This window comes from Thetidibacter halocola (assembly GCF_018224955.1).
Taxonomy (GTDB): Bacteria; Pseudomonadota; Alphaproteobacteria; order Rhodobacterales; family Rhodobacteraceae; genus Thetidibacter; species Thetidibacter halocola.
In genome coordinates this window covers 1-19,378 of sequence record NZ_JAGTUU010000001.1, presented here as the reverse complement: position 1 = coordinate 19,378, position 19,378 = coordinate 1, and the positions used below count along the sequence as shown (strand labels likewise).

At 66.6% G+C, this 19,378-nt stretch carries 20 protein-coding genes; 16 read left to right on the top strand and 4 right to left on the bottom strand.

Annotated features, from left to right (window positions below; all coding sequences use genetic code 11):
• Positions 1-313: 313 nt before the first annotated feature.
• Complete coding sequence (locus tag KB874_RS23340; protein WP_428849217.1) at positions 314-493, bottom strand: HGGxSTG domain-containing protein; 180 nt, start codon at positions 491-493, stop codon at positions 314-316.
• Positions 494-722: 229 nt separating this feature from the next.
• Complete coding sequence (locus KB874_RS00095; protein ID WP_212534502.1) at positions 723-3,041, bottom strand: DEAD/DEAH box helicase; 2,319 nt, start codon at positions 3,039-3,041, stop codon at positions 723-725.
• 304 nt (positions 3,042-3,345) lie between these two features.
• Here KB874_RS00095 and KB874_RS00090 point away from each other — a divergent pair, with 304 nt between their 5' ends.
• The 11 genes from KB874_RS00090 to KB874_RS00040 all read left to right on the top strand — a co-directional run bounded on the left by KB874_RS00090 (position 3,346) and on the right by KB874_RS00040 (position 14,798).
• The gene (locus KB874_RS00090) at positions 3,346-4,494 is read left to right on the top strand and encodes a muconate/chloromuconate family cycloisomerase (protein ID WP_346346489.1); all 1,149 of its coding nucleotides are present in this window, start codon (positions 3,346-3,348) and stop codon (positions 4,492-4,494) included.
• A 29-nt stretch (positions 4,495-4,523) separates the two neighbouring features.
• Positions 4,524-5,912 (top strand): benzoate 1,2-dioxygenase large subunit, encoded by a 1,389-nt coding sequence (gene benA / locus KB874_RS00085; RefSeq protein WP_212534501.1) that lies wholly within the window; start codon positions 4,524-4,526, stop codon positions 5,910-5,912.
• A 12-nt stretch (positions 5,913-5,924) separates the two neighbouring features.
• Positions 5,925-6,449, top strand: coding sequence for a benzoate 1,2-dioxygenase small subunit (benB, locus tag KB874_RS00080; protein WP_212534500.1), 525 nt, complete (start codon positions 5,925-5,927; stop codon positions 6,447-6,449).
• A 73-nt stretch (positions 6,450-6,522) separates the two neighbouring features.
• A complete protein-coding gene (benC, locus tag KB874_RS00075) occupies positions 6,523-7,542 on the top strand; it encodes a benzoate 1,2-dioxygenase electron transfer component BenC (RefSeq protein ID WP_212534499.1) in 1,020 nt (339 codons plus the stop codon).
• Positions 7,539-8,318, top strand: a complete 780-nt coding sequence (gene benD, locus KB874_RS00070; RefSeq protein WP_212534498.1) for a benzoate diol dehydrogenase BenD — start codon at positions 7,539-7,541, stop codon at positions 8,316-8,318. The genes benC and benD overlap by 4 nt, the downstream gene beginning before the upstream one ends.
• A 42-nt stretch (positions 8,319-8,360) precedes the next feature.
• On the top strand, positions 8,361-9,533 hold the full coding sequence (locus KB874_RS00065) for an ABC transporter substrate-binding protein (RefSeq protein ID WP_212534497.1): 1,173 nt from the start codon (positions 8,361-8,363) through the stop codon (positions 9,531-9,533).
• A gap of 56 nt (positions 9,534-9,589) precedes the next feature.
• A complete protein-coding gene (locus tag KB874_RS00060; RefSeq protein ID WP_212534496.1) occupies positions 9,590-10,459 on the top strand; it encodes a branched-chain amino acid ABC transporter permease in 870 nt (289 codons plus the stop codon).
• 4 nt (positions 10,460-10,463) lie between these two features.
• A complete protein-coding gene (locus tag KB874_RS00055) occupies positions 10,464-11,468 on the top strand; it encodes a branched-chain amino acid ABC transporter permease (protein WP_212534495.1) in 1,005 nt (334 codons plus the stop codon).
• Positions 11,461-12,204, top strand: a complete 744-nt coding sequence (locus KB874_RS00050; protein ID WP_212534494.1) for an ABC transporter ATP-binding protein — start codon at positions 11,461-11,463, stop codon at positions 12,202-12,204. Before KB874_RS00055 ends, KB874_RS00050 begins: the two co-directional genes overlap by 8 nt.
• Complete coding sequence (locus KB874_RS00045; RefSeq protein ID WP_212534493.1) at positions 12,197-12,895, top strand: ABC transporter ATP-binding protein; 699 nt, start codon at positions 12,197-12,199, stop codon at positions 12,893-12,895. Before KB874_RS00050 ends, KB874_RS00045 begins: the two co-directional genes overlap by 8 nt.
• Before the next feature lie 19 nt (positions 12,896-12,914).
• On the top strand, positions 12,915-14,798 hold the full coding sequence (locus KB874_RS00040; RefSeq protein WP_212534492.1) for an FAD-binding monooxygenase: 1,884 nt from the start codon (positions 12,915-12,917) through the stop codon (positions 14,796-14,798).
• Between the two features lie 7 nt (positions 14,799-14,805).
• On the opposite strand, the gene KB874_RS00035 is transcribed toward KB874_RS00040, so the two are convergent.
• Positions 14,806-15,696, bottom strand: coding sequence for a LysR family transcriptional regulator (locus tag KB874_RS00035; protein WP_212534491.1), 891 nt, complete (start codon positions 15,694-15,696; stop codon positions 14,806-14,808).
• 94 nt (positions 15,697-15,790) lie between these two features.
• Positions 15,791-16,666 (bottom strand): dioxygenase family protein, encoded by an 876-nt coding sequence (locus KB874_RS00030; protein WP_212534490.1) that lies wholly within the window; start codon positions 16,664-16,666, stop codon positions 15,791-15,793.
• Positions 16,667-16,913: 247 nt separating this feature from the next.
• Between KB874_RS00030 and KB874_RS00025 the strand changes: the two genes are divergently transcribed.
• From KB874_RS00025 to KB874_RS00005, 5 genes are all read left to right on the top strand, one after another.
• Complete coding sequence (locus KB874_RS00025) at positions 16,914-17,294, top strand: hypothetical protein (RefSeq protein WP_212534489.1); 381 nt, start codon at positions 16,914-16,916, stop codon at positions 17,292-17,294.
• Positions 17,291-18,148 (top strand): alpha/beta fold hydrolase, encoded by an 858-nt coding sequence (locus KB874_RS00020; protein ID WP_212534488.1) that lies wholly within the window; start codon positions 17,291-17,293, stop codon positions 18,146-18,148. Before KB874_RS00025 ends, KB874_RS00020 begins: the two co-directional genes overlap by 4 nt.
• A gap of 24 nt (positions 18,149-18,172) precedes the next feature.
• Positions 18,173-18,322, top strand: coding sequence for a hypothetical protein (locus tag KB874_RS00015; protein WP_212534487.1), 150 nt, complete (start codon positions 18,173-18,175; stop codon positions 18,320-18,322).
• Positions 18,323-18,374: 52 nt separating this feature from the next.
• Positions 18,375-19,235 (top strand): 3-oxoadipate:acetyl-CoA acetyltransferase, encoded by an 861-nt coding sequence (locus KB874_RS00010; protein ID WP_212534486.1) that lies wholly within the window; start codon positions 18,375-18,377, stop codon positions 19,233-19,235.
• Positions 19,232-19,378, top strand: a 147-nt coding sequence (locus KB874_RS00005) for a CoA-transferase (RefSeq protein ID WP_283053733.1), incomplete at its 3' end; no start/stop codon positions are given. The genes KB874_RS00010 and KB874_RS00005, both read left to right, overlap by 4 nt.

Sequence of the window (19,378 nt, the reverse complement as noted above, 5' to 3'; positions counted from 1 at the left end):
CGGCGCTGTCGTTTCTGCGGACCAATCCTTGTCCTGTGACAACCAGAGGGCCTTGATGCAAGTCAAACGGTCGCTCGTTCCGGGTGTTTGATACAAATTGACTGAGGGCGACATGACCCGACCTCGGCAGATGCAGGCCGAGCCCCTGCGCAAGTTGCGTCTGTGTGTGCCGGTGCGGGTCGAGCCTTGCGCAGGGTCCATCCCTCAGCTTGCCGCAGGCTGCGCAAATTGGCCCCGGTGATATGCGCGCCTCACGCGTCCAACGGGCGACATGCAGCTTGCAACGGTCCTGCCCGCCTGGCTTCGCAGGCCTTCAGGCTTGTCCCTGGAGGCTCTCCATTGTGCCCAACGCCGTCGCTGCGCCTCGGCAATCCTTGCCTTCCGGCGTCTTCGACCCGGTGCTGCATCCGCCGTGAAACCGACAGCGCCGCTGGCCGCGTTCGGTCTTCAGCCGGCAGGGTGTGCCCTTTCGCGTATAACCCTCGCGGGTCATGCGGCGGGGCGGCGGTGGTACTGACGCATATGCCCGGAACGCTGCTTGTGCAGCGCCCCCGACGACAGCAACGCGCCAAGATGGGATCGCAACGATCCTGTAAAGGAGGCGGCTAGATCGTCAGAGCCGCGCCCGCGGCGCAATCGACAGCGCGAAGCCGTCGCCGAAAGGGCCATGCCGTGGACGTCGCCACCGGGTCATGACCGGCCCGATGGCAATCTTGCTGCTGTCAGCCGCGACGGGGCGGTTCGTTGCCGCCGGGGCCCTTGCGGCGCGGGGATGCGCCGGGCCGGGCGCCTTGCGGCTTCGGCTTTCCCGGGGTTCCCTGCTTGCCTGCCGCCTTTGGCGGCGTAAACCGTTTCGACGTGTCGGCGGCATTCGCGCGTGGCGGTTTCGGCTTGGCGTCAGGTTTGCGGGTTGCGGCGCCCGCGGGGCCGCCGCGTCTGTCCTTCTCGGCCGGGTTGCCCTGGGGCTTGCCAAAGGGCTTGTTCCTCGGCTTGTCCGGCGCACCGCTGCGGGGCTTGGACTCCGGGCGGCGGGGCTCCGAAGGGCGCCCGGGCGCGGCGGATCGCGGGGCACCGTCCTCGGTTCGCGGACGCTGGCGCGGCTTGGGCGCGTCGGATGACGCCACCTTCTTGGCGAACGATCTGGGCCGCTCGGATGCCGGGGCAGGCTTTGAGCTGTACGGCTTGGCGCGGTCGGATTTCGGCGCCGCCTTTTTCGCGGGCGCCTTCGGCCGGTCGGAGGCCGGCGCGGCAGCGGAAACGGGTGCCCTGGGCGCGTCGGATTTGGGCGTCGCCCTGGTTTCGGGGGCCGCAGCCGCCTCCGGTATGGCGGCGGGCTTCGGCTCGACTGTTCTGGCCGGGTGCGGCGCCGCGTCGGGACGCTCGTCGGTGCGGCTGTCCTTTTTCGGACGGGGCGCGCGCTCGGGACGGTCAGGACGGGGCCCGGCCTTTCGCGGCGCGGCCGCCGGGGCGGGTGCGCCCTCCATGGGCCGGACCGTGACCCCTTCTTCCAGCTGCCCCGCATCGCCGATCGCAGCGAGGAAGCCAGGCACGGCCGCTTCGGCGATTTCCACGACGCTTTCCGACTGCTGGACGCGGATCGCGCCGATCGCGTCCTTGTCCAGATTGCCGGCCCGGCACAGCAGCGGCAGCAGCCAGCGCGGCTCTGCCCGGTCGTCACGCCCCACGGACAGCGCGAACCACCGGCTCGGGCCGAAGGGCTTACGCTCTCGGCGCTCGGGGCGCGTGTCGGGATCGGCCAGGTCCTCGGGCGCGCACAGCTGCGCGCGGTGCAGTGCAAGGTAGGCGACGGCAATCTTCTCGGGGCCATGCAGGGCCAGCAGCCGGGCGGCGAAGTCCTGCTGCTCCGGCTCGGGCTCGGTGCTCCAGACCGGGTCGGCCAGCAGGCGTTCCTCGTCCATGCGCAGGATCTCGTCGGCCGAAGGCGCCGCGATCCAATCGGCATCGATCTTGGCAAAGGACAAAAGCCGTTCGGCCTTGCGCGCGGTCTTTGGCGTCACGATCACCGCCGAAATGCCCTTGCGCCCGGCCCGTCCCGTCCGACCGGAGCGGTGCAGCAGCCCTTCGGCGCTGGAGGGCAGTTCGGCATGGATCACCAGTTCGAGCCCGGGCAGGTCGATGCCACGCGCCGCAACATCCGTGGCGACGCAGACCCGCGCCCGCCCGTCGCGCATCGCCTGCAAGGCATGCGTACGTTCGTTCTGGCTGAGTTCGCCCGACAGCGCCACGACAGAGAAGCCCCGGTTGGTCAGCCTTGCGGTCAGCCGGTTCACCATCGCGCGGGTATTGGCGAAGACGATGGCGTTTTCCGCATCGTGATAGCGCAGCAGGTTGATGATGGCATTCTCGGAATCCTGCTCGGCCACGCGCAGCACCTGGTACGCGATGTCCGAATGCTGGCTTTCGCTGCCCAGTGTCGTCACGCGCACGGCGTCGCGCTGATACTTTTCGGCCAGCCGGGCGATGGCCGTCGGCACCGTGGCCGAGAACATCAGCGTCCGCCGCTCCTGCGGCGCCTCGGCCAGCATGAATTCCAGGTCTTCGCGAAAGCCGAGGTCGAGCATCTCGTCCGCCTCGTCCAGCACGATGGCGCGCAGGCTGCCCATGTCGAGCGAGCCGCGCTGGATGTGGTCGCGAAGGCGGCCTGGGGTGCCCACGACGATATGCGCGCCCCGCTCCAGCGCGCGGCGTTCGTCGCGCATGTCCATCCCGCCGATGCAGGTCGTGACCCGCGCGTCGGCCTTGGCGTACAGCCAGCCAAGCTCGCGTTTCACCTGCAAGGCCAGTTCGCGCGTCGGCGCGACGACCAGCGCCAGAGGCGCCTGCGCCACGCCCAGCGTGCCGTCGGCGTCGAACAGGGTCGGGGCGATGGCGAGGCCAAAGCCCACGGTCTTGCCCGACCCAGTCTGTGCCGAAACCAGCAGGTCCGCGTCTTGCAGGTCCGCACGGGTGACGGCCTCCTGCACGGCGGTCAGGCTGTCATAGCCGCGTTGGGTCAGCGCATCGGAAAGGCATTGTAACATGGTCGGACTCGGTCTGGATGGATGAGGCGCGTCTGCGCGTGCCGCCCCTGCGGGTGAACAGAGACAAGCCCCGCCTCATAAACACATGCGTCCCGGCTGTATACCGCGAATACCCGCCCGAGCGGTCAAATCGTCGAACACGGTTTTCAAGGTCGGGGCGCGCTTCTGGCGGCGGGCCAGGCGACCGGACAAGCACCCGTCATGTCGCCCAAGGGTATCACCCAAGACCCGCCCCATCATCGACAGAAACCGGTTGGCGCAGGCAATCTCCACCTCGACGAAACATGCTGACGTGGTGAGCCCAGTGACCAAGATCGACCAGATCGAGACCGTGATCCTCGATATCCCGACCATCCGGGGACATGTGCTGTCCATGGCCACGATGCGGGTGCAGGCCGCCGTTCTGGTCAGGGTCCGCTTCTCGGACGGGTCCGAAGGGATCGGCGAAGGCACGACGATCGGCGGTCTCAGCTATGGCCCCGAAAGCCCCGAGAGCATCCGCTCGGCCATCGACACCTACATCGCCCCCGCCGTGACGGGCCGCGACGCAGACGACGTGAACGGCGCGATCCAGCTGATGGACAAGCTGGTCAAGGGCAACCGCATCGCCAGGGCGGCGGTGGAAATCGCGCTGTGGGACGGTTTGGCCAAGCGTCTGGGCGTGCCGGTGTCGCAGCTTTTCGGCGGCGCGGTGCATGACCGGCTGCCGGTCGCCTGGACGCTGGCCTCGGGCAACTCGGATACCGACATCGCCGAGGCGCTGGAGATGATCGAGACCCGCCGGCACAACATCTTCAAGCTGAAGATCGGCAAGCGTGCCGTGGCCGAGGACGTGGCGCATGTGGCGCGGATCAAGCGCGCCGTGGGCGACGCCGCCAGCGTGCGCGTCGATGTAAACACCGCGTGGTCGCTGCAGGACGCGCGCTGGGGCCTGAAGGGGCTTCAGGACGCGGGCTGCGAACTGGTCGAACAGCCGGTTCCGGCGCGCCAACGCCGCGCCATGGCCGAGTTGGCGCAGGGCTACGAGATCGCGGTGATGGCGGACGAGTCGCTGAACGGTCCCGAGGATGCGCTGGAGGTGGCCAGTGCGAGAGCCGCCGACGTGTTCGCCGTCAAGGTGGCGCAGTCGGGCGGATTGAAGCGCGCCTCCGAGGTGATCGCGATCGGCCAGTCCTCGGGACTGGGACTGTATGCGGGAACGATGCTCGAGACGGGCCTCGGCACCGCCGCCGCGCTGCATCTCTTTGCAACGGTCGAGACGCTGCGCTGGGGTACCGAGTTGTTCGGCCCGCTGTTGCTGACCGCCGACATCCTGGCCGAGCCCATCGTCTACCGCGATTTCTGCGTCGAGATCCCGCAAGGACCCGGCATCGGCGCGACGCTCGACCCCGACAAGATCGATTTCTACCGCCGCGATGGCGGACGGACCGTCAAAGCCGTCGCGGGTGAGTGACCCCGCTATACAAAGGAGGAGGACATACCATGCTTACCCAATCCCATCTCGATGCCGTCGAGTCCCGCATCGGTGGCGCTGTCCAGGAGGACCCGGCGAACGGCATCTTCCGCGCGCGGCGCGACATCTTCACCGACGAGGACCTGTTCGATCTGGAGATGAAGCACATCTTCGAGGGCAACTGGATCTACATGGCGCATGAAAGCCAGATCCCCGAGCCGGGCGATTACTTCACCCTGCACATGGGCCGGACTCCGGTGGTCATCACCCGCGACAAGGACGGCGAACTGCACGCGCTGGTCAACGCCTGTTCGCACCGTGGCGCGATGCTGTGCCGGTTCAAGAAGCGCAACCAGAAGACCTTTACTTGTCCGTTCCACGGCTGGACCTTCTCCAACACCGGCAAGCTGCTGAAGGTGAAGGACCCCAAGGGCGCGGGATACCCCGAGCAGTTCAACCAGGACGGCAGCCACGACCTGACGAAGGTCGCGCAGTTCGAGAACTATCGCGGTTTCCTGTTCGGCTCGCTCAACGCCGACGTGAAACCGCTGGAAGAGTACCTGGGCGAGGCGCGCAAGATGATCGACATGATCGTCGACCAGGCCGACCAGGGGCTCGAGGTGCTGCGTGGCTCCTCCACCTACACCTATGACGGCAACTGGAAGCTGCAGGCTGAGAACGGCGCCGACGGCTATCACGTCTCGGCCGTGCACTGGAACTACGTCGCCACCACCGCGCACCGCACCGACGACGGCAAGGAAGACAACATCAAGGCGACCGACGCCTCCAAGTGGGCCAAGCAGCGCGGCGGCTTCCACGCCTACGACAACGGCCACATCCTGCTGTGGACCGAATGGGCCGACCCGACCAACCGCCCGAACTACCCGCGCAAGGACGAGTGGACCGAGCAGTACGGCAAGACGAAGGCCGACTGGATGGTGGGCGTGCTGCGCAACCTCTGCCTCTATCCCAACGTCTTCCTGATGGACCAGTTTTCCAGCCAGATCCGCGTCTTCCGCCCGATCAGCGTCGACCAGACCGAGGTGACGATCTACTGCATCGCCCCCAAGGGCGAGAGCCAGGAGGCCCGCACCCGCCGCATCCGCCAGTACGAGGATTTCTTCAACGCCTCCGGCATGGCGACGCCGGACGACACCGAGGAATTCCGGGCGACCCAGCGCGGCTATGCCGGCGCGGCCCATGCCAAGTGGAACGACCTGACGCGCGGTGCGACCCAGTGGATCGAAGGCCCGGACGAGGACGCAAAGGCACTGGGGATCAACCCGATCCTGTCCGGCGCCCGCACCGAGGACGAGGGCCTGTTCGTCATCCAGCACACCAACTGGTCGGAGCGCATGGCGGACGCCATCGCCAAGGAACGCGCAACCGCACCCGCGACCCAAGTCGCGGCCGAGTGAGGAGGAGAGACCATGACCACCGCAACGCTGGAACGCCCCGCCGCCACGACCCTGTCCTTCGACCAGATCCAGGCCTTTCTCTATGCCGAGGCCCGCGCGCTGGATGACCGCGACTGGGACACCTGGCTGACCTTCTACCACAAGGACTGCCCGTTCTGGATGCCGACCTGGGATGACGAGGACAAGCTGACCGAGGACCCGGCCAACGAGATGTCCCTGATGTATTACCCCAACAAGCAGGGCATCGAGGACCGCGTGTTCCGGATCAAGACCGACCGCTCGTCGGCAACCTCGCTGCCCGAGCCGCGCACCAACCACAACCTGTCTAACATCGAGGTGACGGGGCGCGAGGGCACGAAGATCACGCTGCGCTTCAACTGGCACACGCTGAGCTACCGCTACGGCGACACCGACCAGCACTGGGGCACATCGTTCTACACGATCGACACAGCCAGTGGCCGGCCGCTGATCACCGACAAGAAGGTCGTCCTCAAGAACGACCGCATCCACCACGTGATCGACGTCTACCACATCTGACCCCGTCCTTTCCGGACTGGAACGAACCTCCGCGCACCGATTGCCCGGTGCGCGGCCAAGGGAGGAGCATGCCATGACGAACTACACCATCGCCCTGAATTTCGAGGACGGCGTGACCCGTCTGATCCAGTGCGGCGACGACGAGAAGGTGACCGACGCCGCCTTCCGCCAGAAGATCAACCTGCCGATGGATTGCCGCGACGGCGTCTGTGGCACCTGCAAGTGCTTCGTCGAGAAGGGCGAGTACGAGCTGGAATTCTACATGGACGAGTCGATGAGCGACGAGGAGGCCGAACAGGGCTACGCGCTCACCTGCCAGATGATCCCCGAAAGCGACTGCGTCGTGCGGGTTTCGGCCTCGTCCGCCGTGTGCAAGACCGCCCCCGAGGCGGTCGAGGGCGAGGTCCTTGGCGTCGAGCGCCTGTCCGAGACGTCCTTCGGCCTGCGGGTGAAGCTGGCCAAGCCCGTCGGTTTCCTGCCCGGCCAGTATGTGAACGTCACTGTCCCCGGCACCGGGCGTCACCGCTCCTATTCCTTTTCCTCCGCCCCCGGCGCGGACGAGGCCACCTTCCTCATCCGCAACCTGCCCGGCGGCGTGATGAGCAGCTACCTGGCGGACCGCGCCCAGCCTGGCGATTCCGTTACCGTGACCGGCCCGATGGGCGCCTTCTACCTGCGGCCCATCGAGCGGGCGCAGGTCTGGCTCGCGGGCGGCACCGGGCTTGCCCCGTTCCTGTCGATGCTGGAACAGGTGGCCGAGCAGGGTTGCGATCATCCCATCACGCTCTATTACGCCGTGACCCGCGCCGCCGACCTGGTGGAGTTGGACCGGGTGAAGGCGCTCGCTGACCGGATCGGGGATGTGACCGTCATCACCATCCTCGCCGCCGCCGAGGACGCGCATGACCGCAAGGGCTTCGTCACCGATCACGTGACGGCCGAGGACCTGGTGGGCGGCGATTGCGACGTCTACCTCTGCGGCCCGCCCCCGATGGTCGACGCCGTGCGTGCGCATTTCGGCAAGCTGGGCGTGGAACCGGCCAACTTCTACTTCGAGAAGTTCAACCCGACCGAAGAGAAGGCCGCCGCATGACCCGCCGCTTCGCCGACAAGGTCATGGTCGTGACCGGCGCGGCCCAGGGCATCGGCCGCCGCGTCGCGGAACGCGCCGCCGCCGAGGGTGCCAAGGTGCTGATCGTGGATCGGTCCCCTGCCCGCTCGGACGTCGTCAAGGCGATCCGTGGGGCGGGCGGCGAGGCCCAAGCGGTCAACGTCAACCTCGAGACCTGGACGGGCTGCGAGAAAGCCATGCAGAAGGCGATGGACCTCTGGGGCCGCATCGACATCCTGATCAACAATGTCGGCGGCACGATCTGGGCCAAACCCTACGAGTTCTACGAGCCAAAGCAGATCGACGCCGAGGTGCGCCGTTCCCTTTTCCCGACGCTCTACTGCTGCCGCGCGGCCATCGACCACATGCTGCCCCGCAATAGCGGCGTGATCGTCAACGTCTCGTCCATCGCCACGCGTGGGCTGAACCGCGTGCCCTATGCGGCGGCCAAGGGCGGGGTGAACGCGATCACCGCCAGCCTCGCCTGGGAAGTGGCCGAACGCGGCATCCGCGTCGTCGCCACCGCACCAGGTGGGACAGAGGCGCCGCCGCGCGTCGTGCCGCGCAACCCGAACGCGGCCGAGGAACAGCGCGAGGACTGGTACAAGACCATCGTCGACCAGACGATCCAGTCCTCGCTGATGAAACGATACGGAACGGTCGACGAGCAGGCAGGCCCGATCCTGTTCCTGGCGTCGGACGATGCCTCCTACATCACCGGCGTCACCGTGCCGGTCGGTGGGGGCGATCTTGGATAGGCCCCGGGGAGGGGCCGTGTAACCAACCGGAGGAGATCCACAATGAAACGCGCAATCCTGGCGGCCCTCGGGCTCGCCACCAGCCTCGCCATGCCTGCCACGGCCGAGGACATCAAGGTCGGCCTGCTGCTGCCCTATTCCGGCGTCTACGCAGCGCTGGGCAACGACATCGACGCAGGCTTCGCCCTGGGCCTCGAGACCTTTGGGGCCGAGACCGGAGCGACCTTCGAGATCGTCCGCGAGGACACCGAGGTGAAGCCGCCCGTGGCACTGGGCAAGGCCAAGAAGCTGATCCTGCAGGACAAGGTCGACGTCATGGCGGGCATCGTCAGCTCGGGCGTCCTGGGCGCGGTGCGTGACATGGTGCACGGCGCGGGCGTGCCGCTGATCGTGGCCAACGCCGGCAACGATGAGGCCACGGGCATCCAGTGCTCGCCCTACATCACGCGCATGTCCTTCTCGAACGGGCAGGTCAACCGCCCGATGGGCACCTGGATGGCCGAGCAGGGCATCAAGAAGGTCTACACGCTAGCGCCCGACTATGCCGCGGGCCGGCAGATGATCGACGGCTTCGCCCAGACCTTCACCGCCGCCGGCGGCGAGATCGTGGGGCAGGAGTTCACTCCCTTCCAGAAGACGCAGGATTTCGGCCCCTACCTGGCGCAGGCCAAGGCCAGCGGCGCGGATGCTGTGTTCGTGTTCTACGCCGGGGGCGAGGCGATCTCCTTCGTCAAGCAGTATGACAGCTTTGGCCTCAAGGCAGACCTGCCGCTCTATGGTTCGGGCTTCCTGACCTCGGCCCTCTACGTCAACGCCGAAGGTCCGGCGGCCGAGGGCGTGATCACCGCGCTGCACTACGTGCCGACCATCGAGAACGACGCGAACAAGGCCTTTGCCGAGGCGTTCACCGCCGCGACCGGCCGCGTGCCGTCGGAATACGCGGTGCAGGGGTACGACTCGGCCCGTGCGCTGGTCGAGGCCGTCAAGGCCGGTGCGACCGACCGCGAAAGCCTCGCCAACGCCCTGCGTCAGGTCAGCTTCGACGGTCCGCGCGGCCCGCTGTCCATCGACCCGGCCACGAACAACTTGATCCAGCCGATCTACGTCTACGAGACCATCGCCGGCGAGGGCGGCCTGACCCAGAAGGTCCTGGCCCAACTGCCCGCCGAGCGCGACCCCGTGAACGGCTGCGAGATGGCGCCGGTTTCCAACTGACGCCTCAGACCCGGCCGCGGAGGAGCGGCCGGGCAACCCCTGGAGGAGGGCCAATCATGGCGAACGATCTTGGCTTCTGGACGCTGCAGGCACTGAACGCGCTGCAACTGTCCATGCTGCTTTTCCTGCTGTCCATCGGCCTGACCGTGATCTTCGGGCTGATGCATTTCGTGAACCTCGCGCATGGCTCGCTTTACGCGCTGGGCGCTTATGTCGCCGCCTCTCTGGCGGCGGTGGGCGGGTTCTGGATGGGTTTCTTCCTGGCGCCGGTCGCGGTGGCGGGGGTAGGCATCCTGCTTTACTCGGGGCTCATCCGGCGGATGCGCAAGTCCGGGCCGATGGCGCAGGTTCTGGTCACCTTCGGGCTGATCTTTGCCATGCTGGACCTGACCCGCATCTTCTGGGGCGACCTGGCGCTGGCAATCGAGGTGCCCGCGCTGCTGGACGGACGCCTGAGCTTCCTCGGCGTCGAATACCCCACCTACCGGCTGTTCATCATCGCACTGGGCCTGGCCATCATCGCGGCACTGGCCTTTGTGCTGGGCCGCACGCAGATCGGCGCGATGATCCGCGCGGGCGTCGACAACGACGCGATGGCCGCCTGCCTCGGGATCAACGTTGAACGGCTGTTCTTCGTGGTCTTCTGCGTCGGCTGTGCGTTGGCAGGACTGGCTGGGGCCGTGGCCGCGCCGCTGCTGAGCGTCACGCCGGACATGGGCCTGCAGATCCTGATCCCGACGCTGATCGTGATCGTGATCGGCGGGCTGGGCTCGCTCAAGGGCGCGGTCGCCGGGTCGCTGATCTTCGGCTTCGTGCAGACCTTTGGCGCGGTGCTGGCCCCGCAACTCGCCTCTGTCCTCATCTATGCCCTGCTGGCGGCGGTCCTGGTGATCAAGCCCGTCGGCCTGTTCCCGGCGAAAGGATAAGCCGATGTTCCGACATACCCCCTTGCGCTATGGCGTCCTCGTGCTGCTGGCCGCAGCGGCCCTGTTCCAGGCCTTCACCGCCGAATATTTCGGCCTGGAGATCCTGACCGAGATCCTGATCCTCGCCATGCTGGTGCTGGCGCTCGACATGGTCGCGGGTTTCGGCGGCATGGTCTCGCTGTGCCACGGCGCGCTGATGGGCGTGGGCGCCTATGCCTACGCGATGCTGACCACCAAGGCCGGGATCGCGCCGCCCGTCGCCATGGCCGGGTCGGTCGCCATCACCGGCGCCGCGGCCTGGGTGATCGGCGCGGTCTGCGCCCGCAGCCACGGCATCTACTTCATCATGGCGACGCTCGCCTTTGGGCAGATGGCCTATTCCTGGGTCTTCGAGGCGCCGGTCTTTGGCGGCGATGACGGCCTCGGAGGGATCGCCCGGCTGGACCTGACCATGATCGGCCTCGACCTGACCGACAGCCGCAGCTTTGCACTGTTCTGCCTGTTCGCGCTGGGCGCGGCCTATGGAGCGACGGTGCTGATCCTGCGGTCGGGCCTAGGCCGATCGCTTTCGGGCATCATGCACAACGAACAGCGGATGCGCGCCTTGGGCCTGACCGTCTGGCGTGTCAAGGCGGACGTGTTCGGCCTGTCGGGCATGATTGCCGGATTGGCGGGGGCACTGGCGGCGCAGCACATCATGTTCGTCTCGCCCGGCCTGCTGGGCTGGACCGTGTCGGGCGAGGCGCTGGTGGTGGTGATCCTTGGCGGGCTCGGCACGTTGGTCGGTCCGCTGGTCGGTGCCGCCGCCTTCGTGGTGCTGAAACACGAACTCAGCGCCGTCACCCCCTACTGGCATCTTGTCGTCGGCGTGATCCTGATCGCCGTCGTGATGAGCCGCGCCAACGGGATCTTCGGCTGGGTCGAGGCCCGCTGGGGTGCGCGGATAGACCGCCGCGTGGCCGACGCCACGCGCAAGCAGCAACCCGGGGAGGTGGTGAGCGATGCTTGAGACACGCAATCTGGACAAGAGCTTCGGCGCCGTCCACGTCACCCGAAATGTGTTGCTGAAACTGGAGCGCGGCGAGCGCCGCGTGATCCTGGGCCCGAACGGGGCCGGCAAGACGACGCTGTTCAACCTGCTGGTGGGGGAACTGACGCCAAACAGCGGCTCGGTCCACCTGGCGGGCGAGGACGTGACCGCCCTACCCGTGGCCAAACGCGCCCGGCGCGGCCTGTCGCGCAGCTACCAGAAGAACACGCTGTTCGACGGGCTGACGGTGGAGGAGAACCTTGGCCTCGCGGCGGCGGTTCACACCGGCCACGCCACGCGACTGTGGTCCGACAGCCTGGCCAAGCCCGAGGTGCGCGAGATCGTCGCCGAGGTGGCCGAACAGGTCCGTCTGATGCCCTTCCTGCACGCGAAAGTGTCGGAGATCAGCTATGGCGTGCGTCGCCAGCTGGAGGTGGGCGTCGCGCTGGCGACACGGCCGCTCGTCCTGCTGATGGACGAACCCACCAGCGGCGTCGGCCCGGAGATGGCCAAAGGGTTCCACGACCTGCTCAACGGCCTGCCGCGCGACCTGACGCTGCTCATCATCGAGCACGACATGGACCTTGCATTCGACGTGGCCGACACGATCACCGTGCTGAACTACGGCGAGGTGGTGTTCGACGGCCTGCCGGAAGAAGCGCGCGGGTCGAAACTGCTGAAGGACATTTACCTGGGGAGTTGGGAAGATGCTTGAACTCAACGCAGTGCAGTCCGGCTACGGCGAGACGCAGGTCCTGCATGGCCTGACACTTGAGGCGAAACAGGGCCGGGTCCTGGCCATCCTCGGCCGCAACGGCGCGGGCAAGTCCACGACGCTCAAGACCATCATGGGTCTGCTGCCGGTCAAATCCGGGCAGATCGCCTTTGACGGCAAACCGATCCCGGCGCGCCCCTTCGATGTCGCCCGGACCGGCATCGCCTACGTCCCCGAGACGCGCGATATCTTTCCGTCGCTCTCGGTGCGAGAGAACCTCGAAATCGCCGCCAGCCGGTTCGGGGCCGAAGGCGCAGACTGGACGATGGAGCGGGTGCTGGACTTGTTCCCGCGCCTCGGCGAACGGCTGGACAATGGCGGGACGCAATTGTCGGGTGGCGAACAGCAGATGCTGGCTATCGCCCGCGCCCTGCTGATGAACCCGCGCCTCTTGATCCTGGATGAGCCGACCGAGGGGCTGGCCCCGATCATCGTCAAGCTGATCCACGACAAGTTGCAGGAATTGAAGGCCGAAGGGCTGTCGATGATCCTGGTGGAGCAGAATTTCGGCTTTGCAACCTCGCTTGCGGATGACGTGGTGGTCGTCAGCAAGGGACAGGTCGTCTGGACAGGCAGCGCCGAAGCGATCAAGGCTGACGAGACGGCGCAGCACACCTGGCTGGGCGTCTGACACAATCCGGGAGGATGCCATGCAGTTTCACCTGAACGGGTTCCGCCCCGGCGATCCCGACATTGCCGAGCCCGCCCCCGGCGTCGAGGCACGGCGCGGGGGGCTGCCGGACAAGGTGGACGTGCTGATCGTCGGCGCCGGCCCCGCCGGGCTGACGCTGGCCGCGCAGCTGTCGCAGTTTCCCGAGATCTCGACCCGGATCGTCGAGCGCAAGGATGGCCCGATGGAAAAGGGCCAGGCCGACGGCGTGTCCTGCCGCTCGATGGAGATGTTCCAGGCCTTCGGTTTCGCGCATCGCGTCATGCGAGAGGCTTATTGGGTGAACGAGGACACCTTCTGGAAACCGGACGGGCATGGCGGGATCATGCGCAACGGGCGCGTCCGGGATGTCGAGGACGGGCTCAGCGAGATGCCCCATGTCATCCTCAACCAGGCGCGGGTGCATGACATGTATCTCGAGGTGATGCGCAATTCGCCGTCGCGGCTGGTGCCGGACTATGGTCGCGAGATGAACGCGCTCCACATCGACGAGGCGGCGGGGGATCACCCCGTCACCGTTACCTTCGACGGCCCGCACGGGACCGAGACCGTGCGCGCCCGCCATGTCGTCGGCTGCGACGGGGCGCGAAGCGCGGTGCGCAAGGCGATTGGCCGCAGCCTGAGCGGCGAGGCCGCGAACCATGCCTGGGGCGTGATGGACGTGCTCTGCGTCACCGATTTCCCCGACATACGGTTCAAGTCGCTCATCCGCTCCGCCGACCAGGGCACGATCCTGGTGATCCCGCGCGAGGGCGGCTACCTCGTGCGCCTTTACATCGAGATGGACAAGCTGGCCGCGGATGAGCGCGTGGCCGACCGCAAGATCACCGTGGACGACCTGATCGCGGCGGCAGGACGCATCCTGCGGCCGTATTCCTTCGAGGTGAAGGAGGTCGCCTGGTGGTCGGTCTACGAGATCGGCCAGCGGCTATGTGACAAGTTCGATGACGTGCCCGCCGGGTCCGAGGATCACCAATTGCCCCGCGTCTTCATCGCAGGTGACGCCTGCCATACCCACAGCCCCAAGGCCGGCCAGGGGATGAACGTCTCGATGGGCGACACGTTCAACCTCGGCTGGAAACTGGCGCATGTGCTGCGTGGGCAGGCCGAGCCGTCGCTGTTGCACAGCTACTCGGCCGAGCGGCAGGGCGTGGCGCAGGACCTGATCGATTTCGACCGGGAATGGGCGCGGATCATGTCCGAACGCTCGGACGGCGCCAGGGGGAAGGACACGCCGACATTCCAGAAGTACTTCATCGAACACGGGCGCTACACGGCCGGTGTCGCGGTGCGCTATGCGCCCTCGGTCCTGACCGGGGATGGCGCACACCAGGCGCTGGCGACCGGGTTCCAGATGGGCACGCGGCTGCATTCGGCGCCGGTGATCCGGTTCCATGACGGCAAGCCGATGCATCTGGGCCACGTCGTGCAGGCCGACGGGCGCTGGCGCGTTTTCGTCTTCGTGGGAACAGAGGCACAGGACGAGGCGAATACCCTCTTCGCCTTCCTTGCCGACGATCCGGCCTCGCCGCTACGGCGCTTCACGCCCGGGGGCGCCGACCCCGACGACGTGATCGACCTGCGCGCGATCTATCCCGGCCATCACCACGACCTGGACACTGCCGCCCTGGCCGACCTGCTGAGACCGCGCAAGGGACGGCACGGGCTGATCGATCACGAAAAGGTCTTTTGCGCCGACCAGCACGCGGACCGGAACATCCATGCCCTGCGCGGCGTCGACCGCGCGCGCGGCTGCGTGGTCGTGGTCCGGCCGGACCAGCATGTGGCCACCGTGCTGCCGCTGGAGGGCGGCGGCCCGGCGCTTGCCGCCTTTTTCGGCGGGTTCCTGATCCCGGCGGCGTGACGGCAAGCTAAAGGATCTTGCGCGCCACCTTCTGCGCGAGGCGGACAAAGTTCTGGACGTGCACGCCCTGCTCGTCCAGCCGATAATTCAACGAAAGCGCGGTGCGCGCGATCTCGGGTTCGATGCGCAGGAACTTCATGCCCTTGCGCGGCGCGTTGGCGACGGATTCGGGAACGATGCAGACGCCCTCGCCCACCGCGACCAGACCCAGCGCCGTTTGCAGGTCCATGCACCAGATGCGCAGTGGCGCCTCGAACCCGGCATCCTCCACCGCCTTCAGCACGAAATCGGCGTAGCTGGGGCGCGGGTATTCCGGGTAGAGGATCAGGTTGTGCGTCATCAGGCGCTCCAGCCTGGCCACGCTGCGGCCCCCGGTATCGACGATATCCGGCAGCGCGAGGATCAGCTTTTCCTCGAGCAGTTCCTTGGTCAGGAATTCGGGATCCTTCAGCGCGGGCCGCGCAAAGACCACGTCCAGCTCGCGCGATACCAGCGACCGGTGCAGCTGCGCATTGTTCATCGGGATCAGGCTGAGGCTGACCTCCGGGTAGTTCGCGCGGTAGGACTTGATAATGTTGGGCAGGATGCCGAACGTGGCCGAGCCGACAAATCCGATCCGCAGCCGCCCCTCGGCCCCCTGCCCCAGGCGGCGCACCTCGAGTCGCGTATCCTCCATCTGGGCCATGATCGACTTGCCGCGCTCCAGCAGCCGCTCGCCCGCCTGGGTCAGGGTGATGGCGCTGCGGCCGCGGTTGAACAGGATGGCGCCCAGTTCCTCTTCCAGCTGCTTGATCTGGCGACTGAGCGGCGGCTGCGCCATGTCCAGCCGTTCGGCAGCCCTGCCGAAATGCAGTTCCTCGGCGACTGCGATGAAATAGGTCAGCTGTCTGAAATTCATGCCCGGCCCTCTTCCCTCGTGAAACGTTAGGTGATCTCCCGGAACGAAGAAAGGCCCCCGACATGCGGGGGCCAGTCACAGGGAGGTCTCGGTGTCACTCGGCGGCAAGCGCCTTGGCGTCGGCAGCGGTCTTCAGCACGAAGTCGAAGGTGAAGTGCAGGTCGGTGCCCAGCTCCGGCGCCGCGGGCTTGAACTTGCCGATCAGGCTTTCCTTGACGGCGAACACGCTGTCCTCGTCCAACCACGCGCTGTCGGCGTCGTAGATCTGGCTGATCAGCGGACGGTAGCCCTCTTTCGAGATGATGAAGTGCATGTGGCCGGGGCGGTTCGGATGATGGCCCATGAAGCGCAGCAGCTCTCCGGCGGTCTCGTCATCGGGGATCGGATATGGCACGGGACGGACGGCGACAAATGCGTAATGGCCGTTCTCGTCGGTCTCGAACCGGCCGCGCAGGTTGTATTCCGGCTGGTCGGGGTCGAGGTTCTCGTAGATGCCGTTCGGCGCGTCTTCCCAGACGTCCAGAGTCACCCCAGCGATGCCGCGGCCGTTTTCATCCTTGATGTAACCCTCGAAATAGGCGGTTTCCTCGTTGTCATAGTGCTTCTGGATGGTCGAGGCGCCCTTGGGCAGGACCGGCGGGTTCTCGCGGTAGAACGGGCCGAGCACGGTGGACTCGCTCTCGTTGCCCTCGACCGGGTTGGTCATCATGTCGACCAGCACCTCGACACCCAGGATGTCGCCCAGCAGGATGAACTCCTGGCGGTTGTCATTGCAGAGCTTGCCGGCGCGGGCGAGGTAGTCGCACGCGGCGAGGAATTCGCTGTGCTGCAGCTTCACGTCCTTGATGAAGCCGTGTAGGTGCCTGATCAACGATGTGGCGATCTCGCGCTCGCGGTCGGTGATTTCACCGTGCTTGCCGAGGCTGTCGATCACCACGTCGGTGATGTTGTCCTGATTGACGATGCCCATGGGTTTTCCTCCTCCTGGCGGTCTTTGGTCCGTTGGCGGGAGGCGTCAGGCCCCCGTCTGCCATCAGGCTTGGCCGAAACCGCGCCCCGGCCCAATGCCTGCGCCGGTATCGGATGATACCATGACGGATGCAGGGCCGTCGCGGGCATGTGGCGCCGGGTATCGCCCCATACCCGCCCCGGCATGGCCCCGCCCTGCCCTGTCATGGCACCACCCTTGCATCCACAGGAACGAAAGCGAGGCGCAGGTGATCGACACCTTCAGGACAATCCAATCGCAACTCGACGCGACACCGCACCTACAACGCCTTGGCCGGCTGTTTTCCGAGACGGTGCTGATCGAGGTCGGCGGCGCCGAATACTACCTGACCTTCGAGAAGGGGCGCATCGTCTCGGTCACCGAAGGGCCCAGCCGCAAGACGCCCTGGCGTTTCGCCCTGCGCACGGATGCCGAGGCGCTGGCGCAGTTCTGGCAGGCGCGGCCCGCGCCGGGTTTCCACGACATCTTCGGGCTTGTGAAGATCGGGCGCGGTCGGATCGACGGCGACATCCTGAGCCTCGTCAAGACCCTGCGCTTCTTCAAGGAAGTGCTTACCCTTGCCCGCGCGAAAGAGGAGCAAGCCGCATGACCATCGAACCCATCACCGGCCGGTATCTGACCGTGACAGTCGGCGGTGCCCCCCGCCGCATCTATTTCGAGGAAGCCGGCCAGGGCCGCCCGGTCCTCTGCCTGCATACGGCGGGCGCCGACACCCGCCAGTGGCGCCACCTGATGAACGACGCTGGAATCACCGCGTCGAACCGCCTGATCGCTTTCGACATGCCTTGGCACGGCAAGTCCCTGCCGCCCGAAGGCTTCGAGACGCAGGAATACCTGCTGACCACCGAGGCCTACATCGAGACGGTCCTTGCCGTGATCGACGGACTCGGCCTCGATCGGCCTATCCTGGCGGGCTGTTCCATGGGTGGCCGTATCGCGCTGCAACTGGCGGCGCTGCACGGCCACAAGTTCAGCGGCTTCATCGCCATCGAGGCGTCGGATTTCCAACCCGCCTGGTATGACATCGACTGGTTCCACCGCCCCGATGCCCATGGCGGCGAGATGGGCGCGGCACTGGTTTCGGCCAACATCTCTCCCTTCGCGCCCGAAGCCGAGCGCTGGAACACGCTGTGGATGTTCATGCAGAGCGGGCCGGGCGTGTTCCGGGGTGACCTCAGCTTCTACACGAAGGACGACAGCCTGATCGCGCGTCTCCCGACCATCGACACGCGGAAGACGCCTGTGCACATACTCGTCGGCGCCTATGACCTGACCTGCACGCCCGAGGACGCCCGCCGGACCGCCGCTGCCATTCCCGGCGCGACGCTGGCTGTGATGGAAGAACTCGGCCACTTCCCGATGAGCGAGCACCCCGAGGGGTTCCGCCCATTCTTCGTCGAGGCTCTCGGGAAGATGCCGCAACCCGCCGCAAGGGCGGCCTGAGACGACCGCAAGGGAGGAGGACCCATGTGCAAGAACGCCGACAAGCCCTGCCCGGGCTGCACGAAACACACCACGGCTGACTCAGCCTGGATGTTCTTCACCGACGAGGATCGGGCGGCGCTCACCCGGCCTGACAGGACAGCCGAGCGTCCCGGCGCGGTGTCGCACTCCTGAACCGAGGCCATGACCGGCGCATCGCGCCTCAGCCAGACAGCGAAAGACCCAGATGACAAACCCTTGCATGATCTGCGTGGCCATCACCGGCAGCCTGCCGACCAAGGCCAACAATCCCGCGGTGCCGATTACCGTTTCGGAACAGGTGGAATCGACCCACGAGGCCTTCGAGGCAGGGGCGACCATCGTCCATGCCCATGTGCGCAACGACGATGAGACCCCGTCCTCGGACCCCGAGAAATTCGCCCGCCTCAAGGAAGGGCTGGAGCAGCATTGCCCCGGCATGATCATCCAGTTCTCGACCGGCGGTCGCTCGGGGGCAGGCCACACGCGCGGCGGGATGCTGTCCTTGCGGCCTGACATGGCGTCGCTGTCGGTGGGGTCCAACAACTTTCCGACCCGCGTCTACGAGAACCCGCCAGATCTGGTCGACTGGCTGGCGGCCGAAATGCTGAAATACGACGTCAAGCCCGAGATCGAGGCCTTTGACCTGAGCCATATCCTGAAAGCCAAAGAGATGGCCGACAAGGGGCAGCTTGCGGGCACGCCATACGTGCAGTTCGTGATGGGTGTGAAGAACGCCATGCCCGTCGATCGCGACGTGTTCGATTACTACATCCACACCGTACGCCGGCTGTTCGGTGAGGACGCACCGTGGTGCGCTGCTGGCATCGGATCGAACCAGCTGAAGCTGAACGAATGGGCCATTGCCGCGGGCGGTCATGCCCGCACCGGGCTCGAGGACAACGTGCGGCTCGACCGCGACCGGCTGGCGCCGTCCAATGCCGCGCTTGTGCGCCGCGCGGTCGACATCTGCAACCGAAACGGCCGCCCGGTGGCCACATGGCAGGAGGCGCGGCAGATCCTCGGGCTGCGGATGCCGGGCGAAAACGAGGAAGGACAAGCGGCATGAAAAAGGTCTACGGCAGTGCGGCCGAGGCGCTGGAGGGTGTGCTGCATGACGGCATGCTGATCGCGTCTGGTGGCTTCGGTCTTTGCGGCATTCCGGAACTTCTGATCCAGGCGATCGTCGACAGCGGTGTGAAGAACCTGACG